At 72.9% G+C, this 24,061-nt stretch carries 19 protein-coding genes and 1 riboswitch; of the genes, 5 read left to right on the plus strand and 14 right to left on the minus strand.

What is annotated here, in order from left to right; genetic code table 11:
- Positions 1-1,041 (minus strand): NlpC/P60 family protein, encoded by a 1,041-nt coding sequence (locus ACGF7U_RS18635; protein ID WP_393108137.1) that lies wholly within the window; start codon positions 1,039-1,041, stop codon positions 1-3.
- A 12-nt stretch (positions 1,042-1,053) separates the two neighbouring features.
- A riboswitch (cyclic di-AMP (ydaO/yuaA leader) is annotated at positions 1,054-1,191 on the minus strand.
- A gap of 239 nt (positions 1,192-1,430) precedes the next feature.
- Between ACGF7U_RS18635 and ACGF7U_RS18640 the strand changes: the two genes are divergently transcribed.
- Positions 1,431-3,452, plus strand: coding sequence for an N-acetylmuramoyl-L-alanine amidase (locus tag ACGF7U_RS18640; RefSeq protein ID WP_393108139.1), 2,022 nt, complete (start codon positions 1,431-1,433; stop codon positions 3,450-3,452).
- 97 nt (positions 3,453-3,549) lie between these two features.
- On the opposite strand, the gene ACGF7U_RS18645 is transcribed toward ACGF7U_RS18640, so the two are convergent.
- The 5 genes from ACGF7U_RS18645 to ACGF7U_RS18665 all read right to left on the minus strand — a co-directional run bounded on the left by ACGF7U_RS18645 (position 3,550) and on the right by ACGF7U_RS18665 (position 10,335).
- Positions 3,550-4,563, minus strand: a complete 1,014-nt coding sequence (locus tag ACGF7U_RS18645; RefSeq protein WP_393108141.1) for an NlpC/P60 family protein — start codon at positions 4,561-4,563, stop codon at positions 3,550-3,552.
- Between the two features lie 129 nt (positions 4,564-4,692).
- Positions 4,693-5,736 carry a hemolysin family protein gene (locus ACGF7U_RS18650; protein WP_393108143.1) on the minus strand — a complete coding sequence of 348 codons (1,044 nt, stop codon included), beginning with the start codon at positions 5,734-5,736 and terminating at the stop codon, positions 4,693-4,695.
- Positions 5,729-7,042, minus strand: coding sequence for a hemolysin family protein (locus ACGF7U_RS18655; RefSeq protein WP_393108634.1), 1,314 nt, complete (start codon positions 7,040-7,042; stop codon positions 5,729-5,731). The genes ACGF7U_RS18650 and ACGF7U_RS18655 overlap by 8 nt, the downstream gene beginning before the upstream one ends.
- Positions 7,043-7,407: 365 nt before the next feature.
- Positions 7,408-9,603 carry a (Fe-S)-binding protein gene (locus ACGF7U_RS18660; RefSeq protein ID WP_393108145.1) on the minus strand — a complete coding sequence of 732 codons (2,196 nt, stop codon included), beginning with the start codon at positions 9,601-9,603 and terminating at the stop codon, positions 7,408-7,410.
- A 468-nt stretch (positions 9,604-10,071) separates the two neighbouring features.
- Complete coding sequence (locus ACGF7U_RS18665) at positions 10,072-10,335, minus strand: cell division protein CrgA (protein ID WP_091100210.1); 264 nt, start codon at positions 10,333-10,335, stop codon at positions 10,072-10,074.
- Positions 10,336-10,563: 228 nt separating this feature from the next.
- Between ACGF7U_RS18665 and ACGF7U_RS18670 the strand changes: the two genes are divergently transcribed.
- Genes ACGF7U_RS18670 through ACGF7U_RS18685 form a run of 4 tightly spaced genes read left to right on the plus strand, consistent with a single transcriptional unit; the run spans position 10,564 to position 14,008 of the window.
- Positions 10,564-11,370, plus strand: coding sequence for a DUF881 domain-containing protein (locus ACGF7U_RS18670; protein WP_393108147.1), 807 nt, complete (start codon positions 10,564-10,566; stop codon positions 11,368-11,370).
- Positions 11,367-13,070, plus strand: coding sequence for a class E sortase (locus ACGF7U_RS18675; protein WP_393108150.1), 1,704 nt, complete (start codon positions 11,367-11,369; stop codon positions 13,068-13,070). Before ACGF7U_RS18670 ends, ACGF7U_RS18675 begins: the two co-directional genes overlap by 4 nt.
- 2 nt (positions 13,071-13,072) lie before the next feature.
- Positions 13,073-13,351, plus strand: a complete 279-nt coding sequence (locus ACGF7U_RS18680) for a hypothetical protein (protein WP_393108153.1) — start codon at positions 13,073-13,075, stop codon at positions 13,349-13,351.
- Between the two features lie 6 nt (positions 13,352-13,357).
- Positions 13,358-14,008, plus strand: a complete 651-nt coding sequence (locus tag ACGF7U_RS18685; RefSeq protein ID WP_393108156.1) for an aminodeoxychorismate/anthranilate synthase component II — start codon at positions 13,358-13,360, stop codon at positions 14,006-14,008.
- Between the two features lie 206 nt (positions 14,009-14,214).
- On the opposite strand, the gene ACGF7U_RS18690 is transcribed toward ACGF7U_RS18685, so the two are convergent.
- Genes ACGF7U_RS18690 through ACGF7U_RS18725 form a run of 8 tightly spaced genes read right to left on the minus strand, consistent with a single transcriptional unit; the run spans position 14,215 to position 23,846 of the window.
- A complete protein-coding gene (locus ACGF7U_RS18690; RefSeq protein WP_393108159.1) occupies positions 14,215-14,889 on the minus strand; it encodes a vancomycin high temperature exclusion protein in 675 nt (224 codons plus the stop codon).
- A 10-nt stretch (positions 14,890-14,899) separates the two neighbouring features.
- Positions 14,900-16,705: a Stk1 family PASTA domain-containing Ser/Thr kinase gene (gene pknB, locus ACGF7U_RS18695; RefSeq protein ID WP_393108162.1), complete on the minus strand. Its 1,806-nt coding sequence runs from the start codon at positions 16,703-16,705 to the stop codon at positions 14,900-14,902.
- Positions 16,702-18,114 (minus strand): serine/threonine-protein kinase, encoded by a 1,413-nt coding sequence (locus ACGF7U_RS18700; protein ID WP_393108165.1) that lies wholly within the window; start codon positions 18,112-18,114, stop codon positions 16,702-16,704. The genes pknB and ACGF7U_RS18700 overlap by 4 nt, the downstream gene beginning before the upstream one ends.
- Before the next feature lies 1 nt (position 18,115).
- A complete protein-coding gene (locus ACGF7U_RS18705; RefSeq protein ID WP_393108167.1) occupies positions 18,116-19,624 on the minus strand; it encodes a peptidoglycan D,D-transpeptidase FtsI family protein in 1,509 nt (502 codons plus the stop codon).
- A complete protein-coding gene (locus ACGF7U_RS18710) occupies positions 19,621-21,114 on the minus strand; it encodes an FtsW/RodA/SpoVE family cell cycle protein (RefSeq protein ID WP_393108169.1) in 1,494 nt (497 codons plus the stop codon). The genes ACGF7U_RS18705 and ACGF7U_RS18710 overlap by 4 nt, the downstream gene beginning before the upstream one ends.
- A gap of 27 nt (positions 21,115-21,141) precedes the next feature.
- Positions 21,142-22,569, minus strand: coding sequence for a PP2C family protein-serine/threonine phosphatase (locus tag ACGF7U_RS18715; RefSeq protein WP_393108171.1), 1,428 nt, complete (start codon positions 22,567-22,569; stop codon positions 21,142-21,144).
- The gene (locus tag ACGF7U_RS18720; RefSeq protein WP_393108173.1) at positions 22,566-23,051 is read right to left on the minus strand and encodes an FHA domain-containing protein; all 486 of its coding nucleotides are present in this window, start codon (positions 23,049-23,051) and stop codon (positions 22,566-22,568) included. Before ACGF7U_RS18720 ends, ACGF7U_RS18715 begins: the two co-directional genes overlap by 4 nt.
- A 6-nt stretch (positions 23,052-23,057) precedes the next feature.
- Positions 23,058-23,846 carry a DUF3662 and FHA domain-containing protein gene (locus ACGF7U_RS18725; protein ID WP_091100240.1) on the minus strand — a complete coding sequence of 263 codons (789 nt, stop codon included), beginning with the start codon at positions 23,844-23,846 and terminating at the stop codon, positions 23,058-23,060.
- Between the last annotated feature and the right edge of the window lie 215 nt (positions 23,847-24,061).

Raw genomic sequence — 24,061 nt, forward strand, 5'->3', positions numbered from 1 at the left:
TCAGCCGGGGCGGCCGTAGCTGTGGATCGGGCCGTCGTCGACCTTCTTCATCCTGACCGGCACCCCGGCCCGGGAGGCGTGCACCACCCAGCCCCCGCCGACGTACATGCCGACGTGGTGCAGGTCGCTGTAGTAGAAGACCAGGTCGCCAGGGCGCAGCTCGCCCCGGCTGACGGTCGCGGTGACCCGGCGCTGCTGCGCGGCGTTGTGCGGCAGCGACACCCCGGCCTTCGCCCAGGCGGCGAGCATCAGGCCCGAGCAGTCGTACGAATTCGGGCCCTCGGCGCCCCAGACGTAGGGCTTGCCGATCTGCGCGCAGGCGAACTTGACGGCGGTGCCGGCCCCGCCACCGGGATAGCTGGCCGGGCAGGGGGCGGGACGCAGCGGGCCGCCCCCACCGCTGCCGTAGATCCGCAGCCGCAGCTTCTGCAGCCGGTCGATCTCGGCGTTGATCTGCTTCTTCTTCGCCGCGAGCTGAGCCTCGGTCCGGCCGAGCTGGACGACCATCTCGTCCAACGGCGCCTTCTTCGCGGCCAGCCGGTCGCGCAGCTCCGCGACCTGCCGCACGTCCTTCTGCTGGTGCTGGGCGAACCGGTCGAGCAGTTCGAGCTGGCCGACCATCTGGTCGGGCGAGCGGCTGCCCAGCAGGGCGTTGACGGCGGAGACGTTCTCACCCTTGTAGGCGCGGACGGCCAGCGCGCTGACCTTCTTCATCGCCTGGTCGACCTGCTCCTCCAGCGGCTTGATCTGCCTGGCGAGCGCGTCGGCCTGCCTGCGCTTGGCGGCCAGGTCCTGGCGGGTGGCGTTGTGCCGTTCGATGATCGGTTCGAGCTTGTTCCAGTCCTCGTCGATCTGGCGCTCGATCTCGGCGACCGTCGGTTCGGCGTGGGCCGCCGTGGCGCCGCCGGTCAGGACGACGGCGAACGCGGCCAGGGCGGCGAGGGCGGTGGTGCAGCGGTACCAGCGTGGGCGCGGCTCAGCCGTCGTCGGGTCGGCGAGGGCCGACCGTGCCGACGGTGGCCGCGGGGCATGGTGTGCCACCGGGCTCCGTACTCCTTCTTCCCGTACCGCCTACCGGGTTAGCTGACGGGTTCGGGCGGGAAGGGGACGCCCTACCGCAGAGGCTGCGGATTCACCCCGGGGGTACCTGGGTCCCCGGCTCGCTCGGGAGCGACTCGGCGGTGTCGGACCGTTACCGCCCCGGTTGGGCGGACTGTCGCCGGCCGACGAATGACCAGAGTAGAGACGGCCGTTATCAATCCGCAACCCGTCGCGCCGTGACACACCGTGTTCACACGGACCGGAGGGAGCGCGCAACCCCGAGGACGAAGATTTTCTTCCTTTTGAAGTGACCGATGGAAAGGTATTGACCAAAGGTGCCGGCCGGGGCGAAGGTGGCCCCACATTCGCCCGTCCGACCTGGGGGTCTGATGCACCTGACAGCGACATCGAGGAGCAGACGCGTCCTGCTGGCCGCCGCCGTCGCGGCCGCCCTGGCGGCGACGCCACTCACCGCCGCCGGATCCGCCGCCGCCGCGCCGACGACCGACCGGCAGCAGCAGTACGCCGCCGCGGCGGCCGAGTACGGCGTGCCGGAGAGCGTCCTGCTCGGAGTCTCCTACCTGCAGTCCCGCTGGGACACCAACGCCGGAACGCCGAGCACCAGCGGCGGCTACGGACCGATGCACCTCACCGACGCGGAGTACGTCGCCTCCCTGCCCGGGGGCACCCACCACGACGAGGGCACCGAGGACCCGCGCGGCGACGACTCCCGCCCGTCCCTGGCCGAGGCGCACGAGCCGCCAGCCGATCCGCCCCCCGCCGAGGCCGCGCTGCGGACGCTCGACGCCGCCGCCGCACTGACCGGCGCCAGCGAGGAGACGCTGCGCACGGACGTCGCGGCGAACATCCGGGGCGGCGCGGCGCTGCTGGCCGCGTACCAGAAGGAGATCGGCGCCCCCGTCGGCGCCGGCACCGACCCGGCGGCCTGGTACGGCGCGGTGGCCCGCTACTCCGGCGCGGACAACGCCGACGCGGCGGCGGCCTTCGCCGACGAGGTCTACGGCACCATCAACGCCGGCGACAGCCGGCGCACCGACGACGGGCAGCAGGTGAGCCTGCCCGCCAGCGTGGTGCAGCCGCAGCGCACCTGGCTGGACCGGCTCAACCTGCGCAAGCTCGCCCGCCCCGACGGGCTGGAGTGCCCCGACACCATCTCCTGCGAGTGGATCCCGGCGCCCTACCAGAAGTACGGCCCCGGCGCGGGTGACTACGGCAACCACGACCTCTCCGACCGGCCCAACCGGCAGAAGATCGAGTACATCGTCATCCACGACACCGAGGGCTACTTCGGGCCGAGCGTCAACCTGGTCAAGGACCCGCGACGGGTGGGCTGGCACTACACCCTGCGGTCGGTGGACGGCCACATCGCCCAGCACATCAAGACCAAGGACGTCGGCTGGCACGCCGGCAACTGGTACGTGAACGCCAAGTCCATCGGCCTCGAGCACGAGGGCTTCGCCGGACACGGCACCTGGTACACCGAGGCGATGTACCGCACCTCCGCCAAGCTGGTCCGCCACCTGGCGGCGCAGTACGACATCCCGCTGGACCGGCAGCACATCATCGGGCACGACAACGTCCCCGGCACCGTCGCCTCGACCGTGCGCGGCATGCACTGGGACCCGGGCCCGTACTGGGACTGGTCGCACTACTTCGACCTGCTCAAGGCGCCGTTCAAGTCGACCGCCACGCCGCGGACCGGGCTGGTCACCATCGACCCGGACTTCGCCACCAACCAGCCGCAGTTCACCGGCTGCAACCGGCAACCCCCGGGCGTGCCGAACCCGCCCCCGCCGACGGCCCCCTGCCCGCTGCGCGGCTCGTCCGCGGTGGTCCTGCACAGCGCGCCGAGCCACGACGCGCCGCTGGTCAACGACATCGCGCTGCGGCCCGACGGCACCCCGAACACCATGTACATCTCGGACCACGGCGCCCGTGCCTCGGCGGGGCAGACGTACGCCCTGGCCGGGGTGCAGGGGGACTGGACCGCGATCTGGTACCTCGGCCAGAAGGCGTGGTTCCACAACCCCGCCTCGAAGCCGACCGCGAAGTGGTCCGTCGGTTTCGTGGTGACCCCCAAGGCCGGCAAGACCACCATTCCGGTGTACGGCCGGGCGTACCCGGAGCAGGCGGCCTACCCGGCCGGCGTGCCCTACCAGGCGATCTCGCCGCTGCAGTACACCCTCTCGGCCGGCCAGCGGTACGCCGTCGGCACCGTGCTCCCCGGCGAGTACTACCGGGCCACCACGTTCGACGGCTCCGCCCCCGGTGACTGGACGGTGATCCGCGGCGACAACAAGTACGTGCAGATCCAGTTCGGCCACCGGGTCATGTACGTCAACCTGGACGACGTGAACCTGCTGCCCTCCCCGCTGGGCGCGCCCAGCTGACCCACCGCCCGCCCGGGCCGGCGCAGGCCGGCCCGGGCAGACGAGGGCCCCCGGTCGACTCGACCGGGGGCCCTCGTCGTGCGGCGGCGCCGGAGGATCAGCCGGGCCTGCGGAACCCGGCCACCGGCATGGTGTTGATGCTGGAGACGTTGACCGGCTTGCCGGCCCGGGGCGCGTGCACCATCTTGTCGTTGCCGAGGTAGAGGCCGACGTGGTGCAGGTCGCTGAAGAAGAAGACCAGGTCACCAGGGCGCGCCTCGGAGCGCGGAATGGCCTTGCCCTCGTTCCACTGTGCGCCGGTGAAGTGCGTCAGGTGGATGCCTGCCGCCTTGTAGGCGTACTGGGTCAGGCCGGAGCAGTCGAACGAGTTCGGGCCGGTGGCCCCCCACACGTACGGGTCGCCGACCTGGGCGCAGGCGGTCCTGATCGCGGTCCGGGCCGCCTCGCTGACCACGCCGTTGATGGTCGGGCAGTTCTCCGTCTTGACGGTCGTCACCGGCATCGACGCCTCGAGCTTCTTGATGTCGGCGTCGATCTGCTTCTTCTTGGCCGCCAGGTCGTTCTGCTGCTTGGTCTGCGCGACGATCAGCGCGTCGAGCCGCTGCTTCTCCGCGTCGTACTTCTCGCGGACCTTGGTCACGCCCTCGAGCTGCCGGCGCTCGTTCGCGGCCAGCCGGTCCAGGAGCGTCAGCTGCTCGGTGAGCGTGTCCGGCTTGGCGCTCACCAGCAGCGCGCCGATCTCCTGCGACGGGCCGGAGATGTAGTAACGGGAGGCGAGGTCACCGACCCGGTCCATCGCCAGCTCGGTCTCCAGCGCCAAGGGCTGGATCTTCTTCTGCAGGTCCGCCGACTTCTTGCGGTTCACCTTCAGTTGCGCCCGCACCTTGTTGTACTGCTCGATGGTGGGCTCCAGCTGCTCCCACTTCTTGTCGATCGCCGCCTCGATCTCGTCGACCGAGGGCTCGGCGTACGCGGGCGCGGCGAGCGCGCCGGCGCCGACGATCGCGGCGGCGACCAGGGTGAGCAGACGGTGGGCGGCCCGGCGCAGGCCACCCGGACGAGCAGACCGTCCCGGTGCGTGACGATGAGGGGGCATGGTTGCCACCGGCACCGACTCCTTTTGCAACCCGACCGCCGGGCGCCTCGCGTGCGGGAAGAGGGGCGAGACAGACGACCCACAGCGGCCGGTGCCCAACCTTAGGGAAGGCGGGGAACGGAATCAAGGCGACCATCGTTCACATCACGCTTGCGCAACCGCTTGCGTACCAAGGGTGTCGGCCCGACGGCCGACGATCGCGGTCAATACGTCGTCCAACGTCACCACGCCGAGTGGTCGACGGCCGTCGCTGACTAGCACCATGTGCCGTCGCTCGCGACGCATCGACAGCAGCAGGTCGGCGAGCGTACGGTCCGGCGGCACCACCGCCAGCGGCCGGTAGACCTCCGCCGGGACGGGGGCGCGCCGGCTCACCCCGGCGTACCCGAGCACGTCCTTGACGTGCACGAAGCCGAGCACCCGGCGGGTGGACCGCTGCACCACCGGGAAGCGGGACCGGCCCGTCCTGGTGGCCAGCACCTCCAGCGAGGCCGGCGAGACGTCCTCGGCGACGGTGGTCACCGTCGACCAGGGTTGCAGGGCGTCGGCGGCGGTCCGGCTGTGCAGGGCGAGCGCACCCGTGATCCGGGCGTGCTCCTCGGCGTCGAGCAGCCCCTCCGTACGCGCCTGCGACACCAGCCCGGCCAACTCCTCGGCGGTGAACACCGTCTTCACCGCCTCGGTGGCCTCGATCCGCCACAGCCCCAGCACCCGGCGGGCCGCCCACTTCATCGCCAGCAACAGCGGCTTGGTGGCCAGGCAGAACGCCAGCATCGCCGGCCCCAGCCAGAGCGCCGACGGCTCCGGCCCGGCCAGCGTGATGTTCTTCGGCACCATCTCGCCGACCACCGTGTGCAGGAACACCACGACGCCGAGGGCGAGCACGAACGCGACCGCGTGGACCGCCCGGTCGGGCAGCCCGACGGCGTGGAACGCCGGCTCCAGCAGGTGCGCCAGGGCCGGCTCGGCGATCGCGCCGAGCCCCAGCGAGCAGATGGTGATGCCGAGCTGCGCCCCGGCGATCATCAGTGGGATCTGGTTCATCGCCGAGAGCGCCCAGCGGGCCCGCTTCGAGGTGGCCGCCAACGGCTCCACCACCGTACGGCGGGACGCGATCAGCGCGAACTCGCTGCCCACGAAGAACGCGTTGCCCAGCAGGAGCGCCACCGTGACCAGCAACTCAGGCATCGTCGCCCGGCTCCTCGGGGCGGACCACCCGGACCTGTTCGATCCGGTGCCGCTCCACCTCGACGACGGTGAACTCGTAGCCGGACTCGTCGACCGTCTCCCCGGCCACCGGGATGTGTCCCAGCCGGGCCATCAGGAAGCCGGCGAGCGTCTCGTACGGCCCCTCCGGCAGCCGGAAGCCGGTCTGCTCGGCCAGCTCGTCGGAGCGCAGCACGCCGTCGACGAGGACCGTCCGCTCCCCGCCCGGCACGGTCAGCTCGACCGGGCCGGCGTCGTCCACCGCGTCCGGGTCGAACTCGTCGGCGATCTCGCCGACCAGCTCCTCCACCAGGTCCTCGGTGGTGACCACCCCGTCCGTGCCGCCGTACTCGTCGACGACGATGGCGAGGTCAGCGCCGGCCGCCCGGAGCGCCGCGAGCACCCCGTCGAGGTCCAGGCTCTCCGGCACGTACACCGGCTCGCGGGCCACCGAACCGACGGTGGTGTGTTCCCGGCGGGCCGGCGGCACGCCCAGCGCGTCGGGCACCCCGGCGACGCCGGTCACCAGGTCGAGGGTCTCCTCGTACACCGGGAACCGGGTCCGCCCGGTCTGCCGGGCGAGCGCCAGCAGCTCGGCCACGGTGGCCGTGGCCCGCAGCGCGACGACGTCCACCCGCGGGGTCATCGCCTCGGCAGCCCGCTTGTCGCCGAAGCGGATGGTCCGGCGCAGCAGCATCGCGGTGTCCGGCGGCAACGCCCCGGCCCGGGCCGAGATGGCCGCCAGCAGCCCCAGCTCCTCCGGCGAGCGGGCGCTGGCCAGCTCCTCCTGCGGCTCGACCCCGAGCAGCCGGACCAGGCGGTTCGCCGAGTCGTTCAGCGCCCGGATCAGCCAGCCGAAGGCGCGGGAGAAGCCGCGCATCGGACCGGCGGTGGCGAGCGCGGTGGGCATCGGCCGGGCCAGCGCGAGGTTCTTCGGCACCAGTTCGCCGAAGAGCATGGAGAGCAGGGTGGCCAGGGCCAGGGCGAGGAAGGGCGTGAACCGGCCGGCGGCGTCCCCGGCGACCGGGCGCAGCAGCGGGGTGAACAGCCGGGCCAGGGCGGGCTCGGCCAGGTAGCCGGTGAGCAGGGCGGTGAGGGTGATGCCGAGCTGCGCCCCGGAGAGCTGGAAGGAGAGTTCGCGCAGTGCGCGGCGTACCGTCGCGGCCCGGCCGTCGCCCGAGGTGGCCCGCCGCTCGATCTCCGGCCGGTCCACGGTGACCAGGGCGAATTCGGCCGCGACGAAGAACGCGTTGCCGCCGGTCAGCAACACGAAGCCGACCAGGGGCAGCAGCGTGGTCAGCAACAGGCCGTCGATGCTCGCCTCACCTCGGCGCGATTCTCGCACGCGACGGCGGCCGGGGCACGGGCGCGAATCCGGGCGGTTCCGCCGAGGAACCGGATCGGCCGGCCCGCCGGGGACCCGCCCCAGCAGGTGTTGGACGGGTTGGTGACGGCGGGCGTGCTCCACCGTGAGTCGGAGCGGGTGCTGTCGCCGCCGGCTGGGCGTCCGAGGCGACGAGGAAGGCGACCGAGCAGACCCAGGCGGCCGTGCTGCTGGCGACGACCACGGCCGCGACCGCCGCCGTCTCCCGAACGACGACGGCGGTGGCACCGCGAGGTGCCACCGCCGTCGGGCGTTGCAGGGGGTACGCGTCAGCCGGCGACCGGCGCCGTCTCCTTCTCGCCCGGCGCCTGCTCGGGCTTCACCGAGCGGAGCAGCACGCTGGCCACGTCGACGACCTCGACCTGCTCGCCGGCGCCCTTGCCGTTCACCCCGTCGTTGAGCATGGTCGAGCAGAACGGGCAGCCGACGGCGACCGTCTTCGCCCCGGTGGACATGGCCTCCTCGACCCGGTCCACGTTGATCCGCTTGCCGATCTTCTCCTCCATCCACATCCGGGCGCCGCCGGCGCCGCAGCAGAAGGAGCGCTCGCTGTTGCGCGGCATCTCGGTGAGCTCGCCGGCGATGGCGGTGCCCAGCACCTCGCGCGGCGGGGCGAAGACCCGGTTGTGCCGGCCCAGGTAGCAGGGGTCGTGGTAGGTGACGCCGCCGTCGACCGGCTGCACCGGGGTGAGCTTGCCGGTGGCGACCAGGTGGGCCAGGAGCTGGGTGTGGTGGACCACCTCGAACTCGCCGCCGAGCTGGCCGTACTCGTTGCCGAGGGTGTTGAAGCAGTGCGGGCAGGTGGCGACGATCTTGCGCTTGCTCTTCTCCCGGCCCTCGAACGCCTCGTTGAGCGTCTCGACGTTCTGCTGGGCGAGCATCTGGAAGACGAACTCGTTGCCGATCCGGCGCGCCGGGTCGCCGGAGCAGGTCTCGCCCTCGCCGAGGATCGCGAACTTCACGCCCGCCTCGTTGAGCAGCGTGGCGACCGCCCGGGTGGTCTTCTTGGCCCGGTCCTCGAACGCGCCGGCGCAGCCGACCCAGAAGAGGTACTCGAAGTCGTCGACCTCGCCCACCCGCGGCACCTCGAAGTCCAGGCCCTTGGTCCAGTCCTCGCGGGTGTTCTGCGGGGCGCCCCACGGGTTGCCCTTGTTCTCCAGGTTGCGCAGCATCACGCCGGCCTCCGACGGGAAGCTCGACTCGATGAGCACCTGGTAGCGGCGCATGTCGACGATGTGGTCGACGTGCTCGATGTCGACCGGGCACTGCTCGACGCAGGCGCCGCAGGTGGTGCAGGACCAGAGCACGTCCGGGTCGATGACGCCGCCCTCCTCGGCCGTGCCGATCAGCGGCTTGTCGCCCTCGGCCAGGGCCAGCACGTCGACGTGCGCGAGCTGGGCGGCGGTGGCCTTCTCCTCGCCGGTCAGGTCCTTGCCGCCGCCGGCGAGCAGGTACGGCGCCTTGGCATACGCGTGGTCGCGCAGGCTCAGCACCAGCAGCTTCGGCGACAGCGGCTTGCCGGTGTTCCAGGCCGGGCACTGCGACTGGCAGCGGCCGCACTCGGTGCAGGTGCTGAAGTCCAGCAGACCCTTCCAGCTGAACTGCTCGACCTGGGCGACGCCGAACTGGTCCTTCTCCGGGTCGGCCTCCTCGAAGTCGAGCGGCTTGCCCTGGCTCGTCATCGGGCGGAGCGCGCCGAGGCCGGAGCCGGCCCGGCCCGGGTCGCGCTTGAAGAAGATGTTCGGGAACGCCAGGAAGCGGTGCCAGGCGACACCCATGGTGACGTTCAGCGAGATGACGATGAGCCAGGTCATCGAGATGACGATCTTGATGAGCGCGGCGACGCTGACGCCCGCGTCCCAGTTCGGCAGCGCCGCGCCGACCGCGTGGCTGAGCGGGGTGGCCCAGACCGGGTACTCGAAGTGGTCGGTGGCGACCTTGAAGCCCCGGATCACGAAGCCGAAGATCAGGACCAGCAGCACGACCCACTCGACGAAGTAGCCCTGCCACATGGTGGAGCCGGTGAACCGGGAGCGGCCGCCCGGCCGGGTCGGTCGGTTCCGCAGCCGGATCGCCATCAGCACCAGGATGCCGACGATGCCCAGGATGCCGATCAGCTCGGTCAGCGCGTTGAAGAACGTCCAGGCGCCCACCAGGGGCAGCTCGCCGGTCGGGGAGACGACCTCGAAGTACGCCTCCAGCACCAGCAGCGACAGCACGATGAAGCCGACCATCACGAACCAGTGCGCCGCACCCACCACGCTCCAGCGGAGCATCCGGGTGTGGCCGGCGGTCTCCGCCAGCATGGTCTTCGTGCGGGTGCCCTTGTCGCCGAACCGGGTCGGGTCGGGCTGACCCAGCCGGATGACGGCCACCATCTTCATGACCGCGCGTACCGCAAGCCACACCGCCACGGCGGTGATGGCGAACGCGAGGATCGTGGTGACGATCTGGACGCTGCCCATCGAGTTGGCCTCCCGGTCTGCTGCCTGTCGAGCGGCTCGGCGACCGGGGCCGGCTCAGGGGGCGGTCGGCGAGCCGCCGTCACCGCACCCTCGACCGGACCGGTCGATGACCTCGCTCCGCTCGGTCATGCAATGCAGCCTACGCGCAAGGTTACCCAGCGGTAACGTGAGTCATCTCGCACTCCGGCCACGCCGCCCTGCGCACACGATAGGTGGCCCGGCCGGAAACCGCCCGGCAGGGGCTCCGCCGAGTGACCTGCCCCCTCCGGGTACCGCCCGGAAGGGTCCCGACCGTGCCGGCCGAGCCCCGGCAGGCCGGATCGTCGGCCTGTGGAGGCGGCACGGCGGCGCGGGCCCGCGGCGGCTGGAGCGCACGACGATCGGGCCGCACCGCGACACGACGGCTCGGCCCACGGCACGGCACCGAGGCACGGGCCGCAGGCGCCCGGTGGTGCCGGGCGGAGGCGCTCAGCGCCAGCGGGAGAGCAGGATCAGGGAGGCGACCATCGCGCCGAAGCCCACCGCGAGGTTCCAGTAACCCCACGACATGACCGGGTACTCCTGCTCGGAGAGGTAGTAGACCACCAGCCAACCGATGCCGAAGACGATGAGGGCGACCGCCGAGATCGGCAGCCACACCGGGCTAGGCTTGCGCGTCGCCGCCGTCGCCGTCGGACGGACGTCCGTCGGCGGGGTGTACACCTTCTTCTTGCGGACCTGAGACTTGGGCACGACGCTCTCCAGAGGGGGTGACGACCTCGTCCGGCCTGACAACCGGGCGCGGGGGCGACGGTCCATGGCCAATAATGTTCGACAGCTAGCGTAGTCCCGAAGACCCGTCCAAGCCACGAATGGGGTCAGGCCGGTGCTCGGAGTGACCGAAAAAGGCGGGACTGTTCGGGTCGCCGCATCGGCCCGCGCCTCGGCGGGCTGAACCAGACGACGGGGAAGGAACGCTCGGTGGAGTACACATCCGGCGCGGCCTCCTGGCAGAAGGTGCTCCGGCGGGCGGTCGCCGGCCTCCTGCCACGGCGACCACGGCAGCGACGACCGGGCTGGTCGATCGGGGTGCCGCTGATCGCCGCCGCGGCCGGGCTGCTCTTCACCACCACGGCCACCACCGCCGGCGGCACCGCCCTGCGCGAGGACCGGCGTCCCCAGCTCAACCAGCTGATCGAGGACCGCCGCGCGGAGGTGGCGGCCAGCGAGCAGCGCGCCGCCGCGCTGCGCGGGGAGGTCGAGGACCGCACCACGGCGCTGGCCAGCTCGGACGGCCCGATCAAGGAGCAGCAGGACCGGGCGGCCGCCAGCCGCGAGGCCGCCGGGTTCACCGCGCTCGCCGGACCCGGCGTGACGGTGGAACTCAACGACGCGCCGCGCCGCAACGACGGGGCCCTGCCCGCCGGGGCCACCAACGACGACCTGGTCGTCCACCAGGGGGACGTGCAGGCGGTGGTGAACGCGCTCTGGGCGGGTGGCGCCGAGGCCATGTCCATCATGAACGTCCGCGTGCTGTCGACCAGCGCGGTACGCTGCGTGGGTAACACCCTGCTGCTGCACGGCCGGGTGTACTCCCCACCATTCAAGATCGTAGCAATCGGCGACCCCGCCACCCTCCAGCGGGCCCTCGCCGACTCCGAGGGAGTCCGGTTGTTCAGGGACCTGGTCGACGACTACAAGCTCGGCTACAAGGAGACCGTCTCCACGGTGACCGTGCCGGCGTTCGAGGATTCGACCACCCTCAGGTCGGCGACGGTGCCCCGGTGAGCGGCGTGCCCGACGACTGGCCGGAGGAGCGCGACGGCCGCCACCGCGACCAGGGTGACGGCCCCACGGCGTTCCTGCCCAAGGTCGACCGGCCCGGCCCGACCCGTCCCGCCCCGGCCGGAGCCTGGCCGGATCCGGCCCTGCCGCCCCGCTCGCCGGCCTCGCGGTCGCACGGCCCCGGCCCGGCGGCCGACGACGGCCGCCCGCAGGGCGGCCCGCCCGCCGGTTGGTCGCGCGCCGTGCCCGACCCGGCCCGCCCCGCCGATCCCGCCCGCCCCGCCGGCCCGGCCCGCGACCCGGGTCGCCCCGCGAACCCCGGCCGGTTCGCCCCCGGCCCGGACCACGCCCGGCCCACCGGCAACCCGGCCCGGCCCACGGACCCGGGCCGGCCCGTCGCCGGTCGCCCCGGCCCCGCCGACCACGGACCGCCCGCCGGCCCCACCGACTTCGGCCCGCCGACCGGCCCCACCGCCTACGGCCCGCCGACCGGCCCCACCGACTTCGGCTCTCCGGCCGGCCGGGGTGCGGGCGCGCCGCCGCCGTGGCCGGGTGCCGGGCCCGTTCGGCCGCCCACGCCGCCGCCGGCGGCCGACGCCGCCCGGCAGCCGGGCCCCGCGCGGGCCGCCGGCCAGAGCGACGGACGGCCCCTCCGCCCGCCGCTCGATCGTGCCGCCGCCGAGAGCGGCCGGCCGGTTACCGACGGGCCGACCGCCTTCATCCCGCCGAGGGGCGCGCCGGCCGGCGGGGCACCGGCCCCGGTCTCGCCGGCCGCCGCCGACCCGGGGGCCACCGCCGTGATCCCGGCCGTCTCTGGGCGTACGCCGAGTGGCTCGGCCGCCCTCTTCGAGTCGACCGCCCTGATGGGAGCCGTGCCGCGTCCCCCGAAGACGGACGAGCGGGACGTCCCCGATCCCCCCGCCGAGCAGCCTCGGCCGCGCCGTGGTGAGCGGGTCGTCCAGCTCCGCCCGGAGCAGACCGGCGAGGGCTACAAGAGCGTCTACTCGGAGCTGACCCGGCCGTCCCTGGGCTCGCGGCTGCGCACCGGCATCCGGGTCACCGGCGAGGTGCTCATCACCTTCGGCATGGTGGTGCTGCTCTTCGCCGGCTACGAGGTGTGGGGCAAGTCGGCCATCGTCGACGCCCACCAGAACGACCTCAGCCAGCAACTGGCGCAGGCGTGGGGCCCGGAGGGCGACCCGACCGTCGCGCCGTCGGCCAGCGCGTCCACGAAGCCGAAGCCGCCCGTGCAGGGCAAGCCGATCGCGGGGCTCTACATCCCCAAGCTGGACAAGAACTGGGTCGTGGTCGAGGGCGTCACCCAGAAGGACATCCGGTACGCGCCCGGCCACTACCCGTCCAGCGCCCTGCCGGGCCAGGTGGGCAACTTCTCCGTCGCCGGGCACCGCAACCGGGCCACCTTCTGGCGGCTCGACGAGCTCAACGACGGCGACGCCATCGTGGTGGAGAGCAAGACCGACTGGTACGTCTACAAGGTGACCCAGAGCCGGATCGTCAAGCCCACCCAGGTCGAGGTGGTGGCGCCCGTGCCGGGCAGGCCGGGGGACAAGCCGACGAAGCGGATGCTCACCCTGACCACCTGCAACCCGAAGTTCGACAACTACCAGCGCCTGATCATCCACGCCGAGTTGGCGCGCACCCAGCCGAAGTCGGCGGGCCGGCCGGCGGAACTGGGAGGCTAGGCGTGTACGGCTGGATCTGGCGCAAGCTTCCCTTCGGGCTGCCCGGCAAGCTCGTCGGCAGCCTCCTGATCGCCAGCGCGATGGTGGCCCTGCTCTGGTACGTGGTCTTCCCGTGGGCCGAGCCCCTGCTGCCCTTCGACGACGTGCAGGTCACCCAGGACTCCGGCGACCCCGCCGGTGACGTGGTGCCGGGCGACGGTGACGCCCCGCCCGGCGACGGGCACGACCTGCCGTACGACACCGAGCGGAACAACACCCCGCCCGCCTCCCCGGACGAGTGAGCCCTGATGCGTGTCCTGGTGATCGACAACTACGACTCGTTCGTGTTCAACCTCGTGCAGTACCTGGGCCAGCTCGGCGTCGACTGCGAGGTCCGGCGCAACGACGAGATCGACGTCGCCGAGGTGGGCAGGGTCGGGGCGGCCGGCGTGCTGCTCTCGCCCGGTCCGGGCAGCCCCGACCGGGCCGGCATCTGCCTCGACGTCATCCGCCGGTACGCGGGCGAGCTGCCGATCTTCGGCGTCTGCCTCGGGCACCAGGCGATCGGCGAGGCGTTCGGCGCGACGGTGACCCGTGCCCCCGAGTTGCTGCACGGCAAGACCTCCGAGGTCCGCCACCAGGGCGTCGGGGTGCTCGCCGGTCTGCCGGACCCGTTCACCGCGACCCGCTACCACTCGCTCGCGGTGCTGCCCGAGACGCTGCCCGAGGAGCTGGAGGTCACCGGCTGGACCGGATCGGGGGTGGTGATGGCGATGCGCCACCGGACGATGCCGATCGAGGGCGTCCAGTTCCACCCCGAGTCGGTGCTGACCGAGGGCGGTCACCTGATGCTGGCCAACTGGCTCGCCGCCTGCGGCCACCCGGCGGCGCTGGAGCGGGCCCCGGAACTGGCCGCCGAGGTGGACGCCCGCCGCCGCGCCGCCTTCGCCGCCGGCTGAGGCTCCCGCACGCTCCCCTGACCCGGCGACGGCGGCGATCCGCCCGGCCTGCGCCTTTGCCCCCCGCACTGTCCCTCCGCCGCACGCCCTTCGCGGCCTGGCCACGGCGGCGGTTCGCCCGCCGGCGCCTCCGCCGCCCGCCCTCCCCGCCACGGCGGGCCGCGGGCTGGTGCGGCCCGGCGCCGCCGGCCTTCACGGCCGGACGGTCAGCCCCGCAACGCGTCCTGGACTGCCGGGTCCGCCGGCGAGCGGACCGCGGGCGGCCTGCGACGCACCGCGTCCCACGCCGCCTTGCCGCTGGCGAGGTAGTCGCGGGCCGCCTTCCCGACGAGCAGGGCGGGACCGCAGCCGGGACAGCGGGCAGTCACCCCCTCGGCCTCGACGCCGAGGTGTCGGCACAGCGTCACGGCCCGGGACAGGTGGTAGGACTGGGTCACGATCAGGGCCCGCTCGACTCCGTACACCTCGCGTGCCCGGGCACAGCTGTCGTACGTGTCCAAACCGAACGGGTCGGCCACGACGCGACGCGGGTCGACACCAAGCCGCTCGGTCAGGTAGGCGGTCATCACCGCCGGCTCGTCGCCCGACGTGCCGCCCCCGTCGCCCGACACGAGGACCACCCGGGCGCGCCCGCTCTTCACCAGCTCGGCGGCGGTCTCCAGACGGCCGGTGAGCCGGTCGCCGGGTCGGCGTCCGTCCGCCGCCACCGCGGTGCCCAGGACGATCACCACGTCGGCGGCCGGCGCGTCGGCCTCGTCGTGGACGTGACCGCGAGCCGCGACCGTCGTCCACAGCCAGGGAAGACTGGCCAGGAGCAGCGCGGCCAGACCGACGACCGCCGCACGGGTCAGGTGTCGCCGCCACCGGTTCGCACGGGTCACCCGCCGCGGGTCACTGCTCGGGGAGCCGGCCCGGCGGGGTGGTCGGCAGCGGGAAGCCACCGCCGCCCCCAGAGGGCGTGGAGGACGTGGCGCTGGGCGTCGGGCTCGGCGAGTCGGTCGGCGTCGCGTCGACCTGCGGGACGCTGACCACGATGGTCACGGTCTTGCCCTTCGCGAGGTTCGAGCCCGGTCGCGGGTTCTGCGAGAGCACCCGGCCGGCCTCGGCCGCCGGCACCTCCCGGCCCTGCTCGACGTCGACGTCGTAGCCGGCGTCCTCCAGCTCTTCCCTGGCGTCGTCCTCGGTGGAGCCGACCACGTTGGGCACCCGGGCGACGTTGCCCTTGGAGACGGTGAGCGTGACCTCGGCCCCCTCAGCGACCTGCTTCCCCTCCTCGGGCGACACCCCCAGGACGATGCCCTCCTGCTGCGGGCTGTCCTTCTCCACCCTCTTGACGTCGAAGCCCTCGTCCTTCAGGCGCTTCTCGGCACTCTCATAGGTGGAGCCCTTGAGGCCGGTCGGAATGGCCTTCGTGGCCGGGCCGCCGCAGACCTGGACGACGACCTCCCGGTTGGGCTCCAGGGCAGAGTTGGCGGCCGGCGTCTGGTTGACCACCTCGCCCTTCTTGCAGGTGGCGTTGAAGACCTGCTCGCCCGCCTTGGGCACCAGTTGGGCCTGCTCGATCCGGGTGAACGCCTCCTGCTGGGTCAGGCCGGTCACCGTGGGGACGGTGACCCGGTCGTCGCCGCGCTGGTTGAGCAGGGCGGCGGCGAGGGCGATCACCGCGAGCACGCCCACCGCGGCGAACGTGGCGATCAGCCAGGACGACGCCTTGCGCCGGCGCGGGTCGCCGACCCGGGCCGGGATCTGCCGGGTCTGCGGGGCGCCGCCGGCGGCGGCCGGGTAGCCCGCGCCGCCCGGGACGACCCGCGTCGTCTCGTCCTGCGGCAGCACGGGGGTGGCCAGCACCGGGCGGCCGGCCGCCGCGCGGAGCAGGTCGGCCCGCATCTCGCCGGCGCTCTGGTAGCGGTTGAGCGGGTTCTTCGACAGCGCCTTGAGCACGATCGCGTCGACGGCGGGATTCACGTCCGGGTTGATGTCGCTCGGCGTCGGCGGGGCCTCCCGTACGTGCTGGTAGGCCACGCTGACCGGGCTGTCACCCACGAACGGGGGGTGCCCGCAGAGCAGCTCGAAGAGCACGCAGCCGGCGGCGTAGACGTCGGAGCGGGCGTCGACCGCCTCGCCCCGCGCCTGCTCCGGCGAGAGGTACTGCGCCGTGCCGATCACCGCGCTGGTCTGCGTCATCGTGGTGGCGCCGCTGGCCAGCGCCCGGGCGATGCCGAAGTCCATCACCTTGACCTGGCCGGTCTGGGTGAGCATCACGTTGCCGGGCTTGATGTCCCGGTGGATGATGCCGTGCCGGTGGCTGAACTCCAGCGCCGCGCACATGTCGGCGCAGATCTCCAGCGCCCGGCGCGGCTGGAGCCGCCCCTCGACGCCGAGGACCTCCTTGAGGGTCCGCCCGTTGACGAACTCCATCACGATGAACGGCAGCGTCTCGCCGGTCGGCGCGGTCTCCTCGCCGGTGTCGTAGACGGCGACGATCGCCGGGTGGTTGAGGGACGCGGCGTTCTGCGCCTCGCGGCGGAACCGCATCTGGAAGGTGGCGTCCCGGGCGAGGTCGGTCCGGAGCATCTTGATCGCGACGTCCCGACCGAGCCGGAGATCGCGACCGCGGTGCACCTCGGCCATGCCGCCATAGCCGAGCAGCTCGCCGACCTGGTACCTGCCACCGAGCAGGCGGGCCTGCGCTGTCATCGCGTCTGTCGTCCTTCGCTCGTCGTCTCGTCGCCGCCCGACCGGGGCAGTTCCTGTCGACGGTACGACGTCCCGGCCGGATCGTCGCGTCCGTCTGGCCGCAGCGCGCCGGACGTCACCGTCCGCGGGAGGACCGCGTCGGCTGCGCCGGACTGCTGCGACTTCTCCCGCAGGTTGTAGGAAATCACGCCGGAGCAGACGAGGACCAGTACGGCCAGGATGATGGCGAGGAACACCATCCCGGGCCGGGACCGTCGCCCGCCCGGCTGGGGCGCCGGAGGAGCGGCCTGCCCCGCGTACGCCATCGGGCGGGCCGGCGGCACGGGTGCCGCGCCGCGCGGATAGCCCGGCGGGGCGACGGGCGGGCGGGACACCGGTGCGGCGGGCGCGACCACCGTGGGGCGATGCGGCGCGACGGCCGGACGGGGCGCCGCCGCGGGCGGGCGCGGCGACTGCGGGGCGACGGTCGGCGGTCGGTGCGGCGCCGCGGGCGGGCGCGCCGTCGGCGCCGGCACCTGGGCGCGGCCGGGCGGGGCCGCCGGCGACGCCGGGGCGGCGGAGATCGGCCGGCCACCGGCACGGGCCTGCTGGGAGAGCTGGGCCTTCAGTTGCCGCGCCACCCCGGCCAGCGCCGCGGCGCTGGGCCAGCGGGCCGCCGGGTCCTTCGCCAGCGCCCGCTCCACCACGGCGCGGACCTGCGGCGGGATGTCGGCGGGCAGCGGGCGGGGGGCCTCCCGGACGTGCCGCATAGCGATCTCGAGGGGGTTGTCGCCCTCGAAGGGGCGCCGGCCGGCCAGGCACTGGTACGCGACCACGCCGAGCGCGTAGACGTCCGAGGCGGGCGTGGCCACCCCGCCGGTGGCCTGCTCCGGGGAGATGTAGGAGGCGGTGCCGAGCACCGAGCCGGCCGCGGTGAGCTGGGCGACCAGGTCCGACCGGGCGATGCCGAAGTCGGTGAGCACCAGGGTGCCGTTGGGCCGGACCAGCAGGTTGCCCGGCTTCACGTCCCGGTGCACGATGCCCTTCACGTGCGCCGCGTGCAGCGCGTCGGCGGCCTGGGCGACCAGCGCCATCGTGCGGGCCGGCGTCAGCCGGCCGACCCGGGCCAGGGTGGCCGACAGCGCGTCGCCCTCCACGTACTCCATCACCAGGAAGGCGATCTGCTGGTCGTTGCCGAAGTCGTAGACGTCGACCACGCCGGGGTGGTTGATCGTCGCCATGGTGCGGGCCTCGCCACGGAACCGCTCGGCGAAGTCCGGGTCGTCGAGCAGCGCGGGGAGCAGGCTCTTGACCGCGACCGTCCGGCCGAGCACCTGGTCGGTGCCGCGCCAGACGTCGCCCATGCCACCGCTGGCGATCCGCTCGTCGAGGCGGTAGCGGTTGCCGAGCTGCACCCCCGGGCTGAGCATGTCAGCGGCCCCCGGGGTCGGCGATGGCGGCCCGCATGATCTGCCCGGCGATCCGGGCCGCCTCGGCGCTGCCACCCGGCCCCGCCTGCTCCAGCACGACGCAGACCGCGGAGACCGGGTTGCCGTCCTTGTCGAGGGCGAAGCCGATGAACCAGCCGTGGTCGGGACGGTCCGGCGCGGACTGGGCGGTGCCGGTCTTGCCGCCGACGGTGTAGCCGTCGATCTGGGCGTTCCGGCCCGTGCCGTTCTCGACGACGCTGACCATCATCTCCCGCAGGTCGCCGGCGACCTGTCCGCTGATCGGCTGGCGCAGCTCCCGCGGCTTGGCGGTGTAGTAGCTCGTGGTGCGGTCCGGGGCGAGGAGCTGGCGCACCACGTACGGCCGCATCTGGGTGCCGTCCCTGTGCGCGACCGACGCGGCGATCATGGCTCCCTGCAGCGGGGTCATCCGGACGTCGCGCTGGCCGATGGAGGACTGCGCGAGCGCGGCCGGGTCGTCGCCGCCGTCGGCGTTCTCCATGCTGCCGGTGCGGCTCGCCGCCACCGGGTGGCCGCCCTCGCCGAGCTGGCCGACGGTGAGGTCCTCCTGCTCGAAGCCGAACTGCCGGGCCTTCTCCTTGATCTTGTCCGCGCCGAGCCGGACGCCGAGCTGCGCGAAGCCGGTGTTGCAGGACTCGGTCACCGCGTTCATCAGGGTGACCTCGGACTCGGGGCAGATGCTCGCCGCCGCGTTGCGGATCGGCGTGCCGGAGGTCGGCGGGGTGTAGCTGGAGCCCGCCGGGATCTCGGTGCCCTGGCCGACACCGTTCTCCAACGCCGCGGCGGCCACCACGATCTTGAAGGTGGAGCCCGGCGGCAGCACCTCGCCCAGGGCCCGGTTCTTCAGCGGGCCGGCCGGGTCCCCCTCCAGCTTGTTGTACGCGGCCGTCGCCTCGTTGGTGTCGTGGCTGGCCAGCGGGTTGGGATCGTAGCTGGGGATGGAGACCAGCGCCTGCACCGCGCCGGTACGCGGGTCGACGGCGACCGCCGCGCCCCTCGGCACGTCGAGGCGGTTGTTCCGCAACTGCTCGTACGCGACGTCCTGCGCCCGCTTGGAGAGGGTGAGCAGCACGTTGCCGCCGCCGGTCTGGTCGCCGGTGAACATGTCCTTGACCCGGTTGGCGATCAACGCGTCGCTGGTGCCGGCCAGGAAGTCGTTCTCGAACCTCTCGATGCCGGTGTCGGCGAGGTTGACCGGCTTGTAGCCGAGGACGTGCGCGTACTTCGCGCCGGCCGGGTAGGTGCGGCGGTACTTCAGCTCGCCGCTGGTCTCCTTGCTGGTGGCCAGCGCCGTGCCGCCGGCCTCGATGTTGCCGCGCCTGCGCTCGTACTCGGCGACCTGGACCCGGCCGTTGTAGTCGCTGGTGCGGTATTCGTCGGCCTTGTAGGCCTGGATCCAGTTCAGGTTGGCGAAGAGCAACCCGAAGAGGACCATCACGACGACGCCGACGCGGCGCAGGGGTGCGTTCACGGCCTGATCACCTCCGTGGGGGCACCGTGCAGCTGCTCCGGCGGGCCGCCGGACGGTCGGGCCGCCTTGCCGCCGCTGCCGCCGACCGGCCGGCGGGCCCCGTCGGAGATCCGGAGCAGCACCGCGATGAGCAGCCAGTTGGCCATCAGCGACGAGCCGCCGGCGGAGAGGAACGGGGTGGTCTGGCCGGTGAGCGGGATGAGCTTGCTGATCCCGCCGACGATCACGAAGACCTGGAGCCCGAGGGTGAAGGCCAGACCGCCGGCGAGCAGCTTGCCGAAGGAGTCACGGACCGCCAGGGCCGCCCGCAGCCCCCGCTCGACGATCAGCAGATAGACGACGAGCAACGCGGAGAGGCCGAACAGCCCGATCTCCTCGCCGATGCCGGCGAAGATGAAGTCGTTCTGCACCTCGGGCAGTTTGCCCGGCTGACCGCCGCCCGGCCCGGCGCCGAACATCCCGCCGGTGCCGAGCGCGAGCAGGCCCTGCACCAGCTGGTAGCCGTCCTCGTAGGGATCGGCGAACGGGTCCAGCCAGATCTGCGCCCGCAGGTAGAAGTTCGCGAACGGCCCGCCGACGAGGTCGCCGAGGACGTACGCCAGATAGGCGCCGCCGAAGAAGAGCACCAGGCCGATGATCAGCCAACTGACCCGCTCGGTGGCGATGTAGAGCGTCACCACGAACATGCCGAAGTAGAGCAGCGAGGTGCCCAGGTCCTTCTCGAAGACGAGGACCAGGACGCTGACCAGCCAGACCGCGACCACCGGGCCGAGGTCGCGCCCGCGTGGGAAGTCGATGCCGAGGAAGCGGCGGCTCGCCAGCGACAGCACCTCGCGCTTGCGGACGAGGTAGTAGGCGAAGAAGACCAGCAGCGCCAGCTTGGCGAACTCACCGGGCTGGATCGAGAAGCTGTCGCCGAACTTGATCCACAGCTTCGCGCCGTTGATCTCGGAGAACCGGCTCGGCAGCACTGCCGGGATCATCACCAGCACGATGCCGGCCAGCCCCAGGGTGTACGCGTAGCGGGAGATCGAGCGGTGGTCGCGCATCACGACGAGCAGCCCCGCCGCGAGGATCACCGAGAGGAGCGTCCAGGCCAGTTGCCGGCCACCGTTGCCGGCGAAGACGGCCAGGTCCGCCCGCTCGGCGGGGGTGGCGCTGCCCAGGTCGAGCCGGCGCAGGAAGCCCACCCCGATGCCGTTGAGCAGCGCGACCGCCGGCAGCAGGGCCGGATCGGCGAAGGGCGCCAGGAACCGGATCACCAGGTGCAGGCCGAGGAAGACCGCCGTGAGCGCGGCGGCCGGCATCCAGAAGTCGGCGGTGACCGTGTCGAGCACGTTCGCCTCGACCATCGCCCCGTACGCGGCCACCAGCACCATGGCCAGCAGCAGCAGCGAGAGCTCGGCGTTACGCCGGGACCGGGCCAGGCGCACGCCGGGCTGCTCGCCCGTGGTGGCGGGCGAGGGTGCCGGGGTGGCCGCTGCGGTCACGGATCGTCCTCGGATTCGAGCCGACGCTCACTCCGGCGACCGACAGGCGGCCGGATCGAGCGTCGGCGAGACGGTGTCGGAGGGCAGGGCGTCGGGCGTGGTGGTCGGCGCGGCCGGCGTCGTCGGACGGCCGCTGGCCGCCGGGCTGCCGCTGGCCGTGGGGCGCGGCGTCGCCGGGCCCCCGGTCGGCGTCGGGGTGGTGGTGACGGCCACCGCGCTCGGGCTGGGCGGGCAGGTCGGCTTCAGGTTCGGGTTCGTGGGGCTGTCGCTGGTCAGCTCGGCCAGCCGGCGCGCGGCGTCCGGCGCGCTCTTGGCCGGGATGCCCTGCTTGACCTGCTCCTGCGCGGCCAGGGTGAGGTCGTCCAGGTCGGCCGGACTGGTGGAGTGCACGGTGGAGAGGTCCATGCCGGCGATCTCGCCCTGGATCCCCCGGAACACCGCGACCTGGCCGTCCTCGGTCGCACCGACGTAGTACTGCCGCTGGGTGTAGCTCCAGCCACCGAAGACCGCCCCGCCGAGGAGCACCAGCAGCGCCAACGTCATCGCGGCGGCGCGCACCGGCCGGCGCTTCGGGCGTTCCGGCTCGTCGTCGTCGGCCGCGGGCTCCTCGGGGGCGGGGGGCCGCGGGGCGTTGAGCGCCGACGCGCGGGCGGCGGGGGTGGAGACGTCGGCGGAGGTCGCCATGCCCCGGTCCCGGGCGGCGGCGCCGCCGACGATCGGGCTCGCCTCGACGATGTCCTGGTCGGTGGCGTCCGCGATGATCACCGTGATGTTGTCCGGCCCGCCGCCGCGCAGGGCGAGCTGCACCAGCCGCTCGACGCACTGCTGCGGGTCGGCGTACTCGCGCATGGTCTCGGCGATCGTGTCGGCGCTGACCACACCCGAGAGGCCGTCGCTGCAGATCAGGTAGCGGTCGCCCGGGAGGACCTGGCGGACGCTGTATTCCGGGTCGATGTCGCGACCGTCCAGCGCCCGCGTGAGCAGCGACCGCTGCGGGTGGCTGCTCGCCTCCTCGGCGCTGATCCGGCCCTCGTCGACGAGCATCTGGACGTACGTGTCGTCCTTGGTGATCTGCGCGAACTCGCCGTTGCGCAGAAGGTAGGCCCGCGAGTCGCCGATGTGGACCATACCCAGCTTGCTGCCGGAGAAGAGGGTGGCGGTGAGCGTGGTGCCCATCCCCTCCAGCTGGGGGTTGGCGTCGACGGTGTCGCGGAGCTGCTGGTTGGCGGTGCCCACGGCCGAACGCAGCGCGTCGACGAGGGCGTCACCCGGGACGTCCTCGTCGAGCGGCGCCATGGCACCGATGACGATGTTGCTGGCGACGTCACCGGCGGCCATGCCGCCCATGCCGTCGGCGACGGCGAGTAGCCGCGGCCCGGCGTAGACGGAGTCCTGGTTACCGTCTCGGATCAGACCGCGGTCGCTGTGGGCCGCATAGCGCAGGGTCAGAGTCATGGCCGTAATTCGAGAGAGGTGCGGCCGATCCGGATCGGCACGCCGAGGGGGACGGGGGTTGGTCCGGTGACCTTAGCGCGATCCAGGTAGGTGCCGTTAGTCGAGCCGAGATCCTCGACGAACCACTGCCCGTCGCGCGGCACCAGCCGGGCGTGCCGCGCCGAGGCGTAGTCGTCGGTGATGACGAGGGTGGAATCCTCGGCCCGACCGATGGTGATCTGTGCTTCCCCGAGGGTGATCCGGGTGCCCGCCAGTTGACCGGCGGTGACCACGAGCTGGTGGGCCGCCCTGCCCCGCTTCGCCTTCGCCGGCTTCGCCGCCTGTCCGAGCGTGGCCCCGACCGCCCGGGGCGCGGCCACCAGCCGGCCCGACCGGGCGCCCGCGAACAGGTCCCGGCGGATCACCCCGACCACCGTGAACACGAAGATCCACAGCAGGATGAGGAACCCGAACCTGGCGACGGTGATGACGAGTTCCGGCAAGGCGGATCAGCCGTCCACGCGGAAGGTCAGCGTCGTGGTGCCGAGCTGGATCATGTCGCCGGGGTTGAGCGCGACGGCGGAGACCCGCTGGCCGTTGACCATCGTGCCGTTGGTCGACCCGAGGTCGGTCAGCACGACCTGGCCGCCGTCGAAGTCCAGCCGGGCGTGTCGCCGGGAGATGCCGACGTCGGGCAGGCGCAGGTTGGCCTGGTCGCCGCGGCCGATCACCGTCGAGCCCATCTGGAGCGGGTAGGTGCGCCCGTCGCCGGAGACCAGCCGCACGTTGCGGCTGCCGCCGTGGCCGGGCGGGGGGCCGTAGCCGCCACCCTGGTCGTACGCGGGGTAGGCGGGCGGGCCGGCGTCGTAGCCGGGCGCCGAGACCGGGGCGACCTCGCCGCCGGTGTAGACCTCGGCGGTGACCCGGAACATGCCCGTGTCCAGCCCCTCGCCGCGCTCGATCTCGACGATCACGTCGCCGTAGACCGTCCAGGCCTGCTCGCCGATGAACTCCGCCTGCGACTGGGCCAGCTCCTGGGCCAGCGCGGCGGCGTACGGCGCCAGCCGACTGTGGTCGTAGGGCGAGAGATCGATCACGTAGCGGTTGGGCACCAACGTGCGCCCACCGGCCAGGATCGCCTTGTGCGCCTCGGCCTCCCGCTGCATGGCGTTGAGGATCTCCACGGGGTGGACCACCCCTTTGAAGACCTTGGCGAAGGCTCCCTCGACCAGGCCTTCCAGACGCTTCTCGAAGCGTTGCAGCACGCTCACCGGCTCCTCCTCGGGTCCCGAGGACATGATGGTATCCGGCCGGCGCGCGCGCAGCTCACACGCCGCTCGGCCGTCTGTCGGCGGCCCGTTCGGAGGGGCCCGTGTTGTCGTGCTACTCTTTCGTCCGCCACGAACGGTACCGCCTCACGGACGGTAACCGATTGGGGCAACGATCACGGACCGCGTAGGATGTCCGGGGCCCGCTGGAGACAGCAGGACCGGCACAGACTACAGTGTTCGAG

Source organism: Micromonospora sp. NPDC047670, from assembly GCF_043204915.1.
Taxonomy (GTDB): Bacteria; Actinomycetota; Actinomycetes; order Mycobacteriales; family Micromonosporaceae; genus Micromonospora.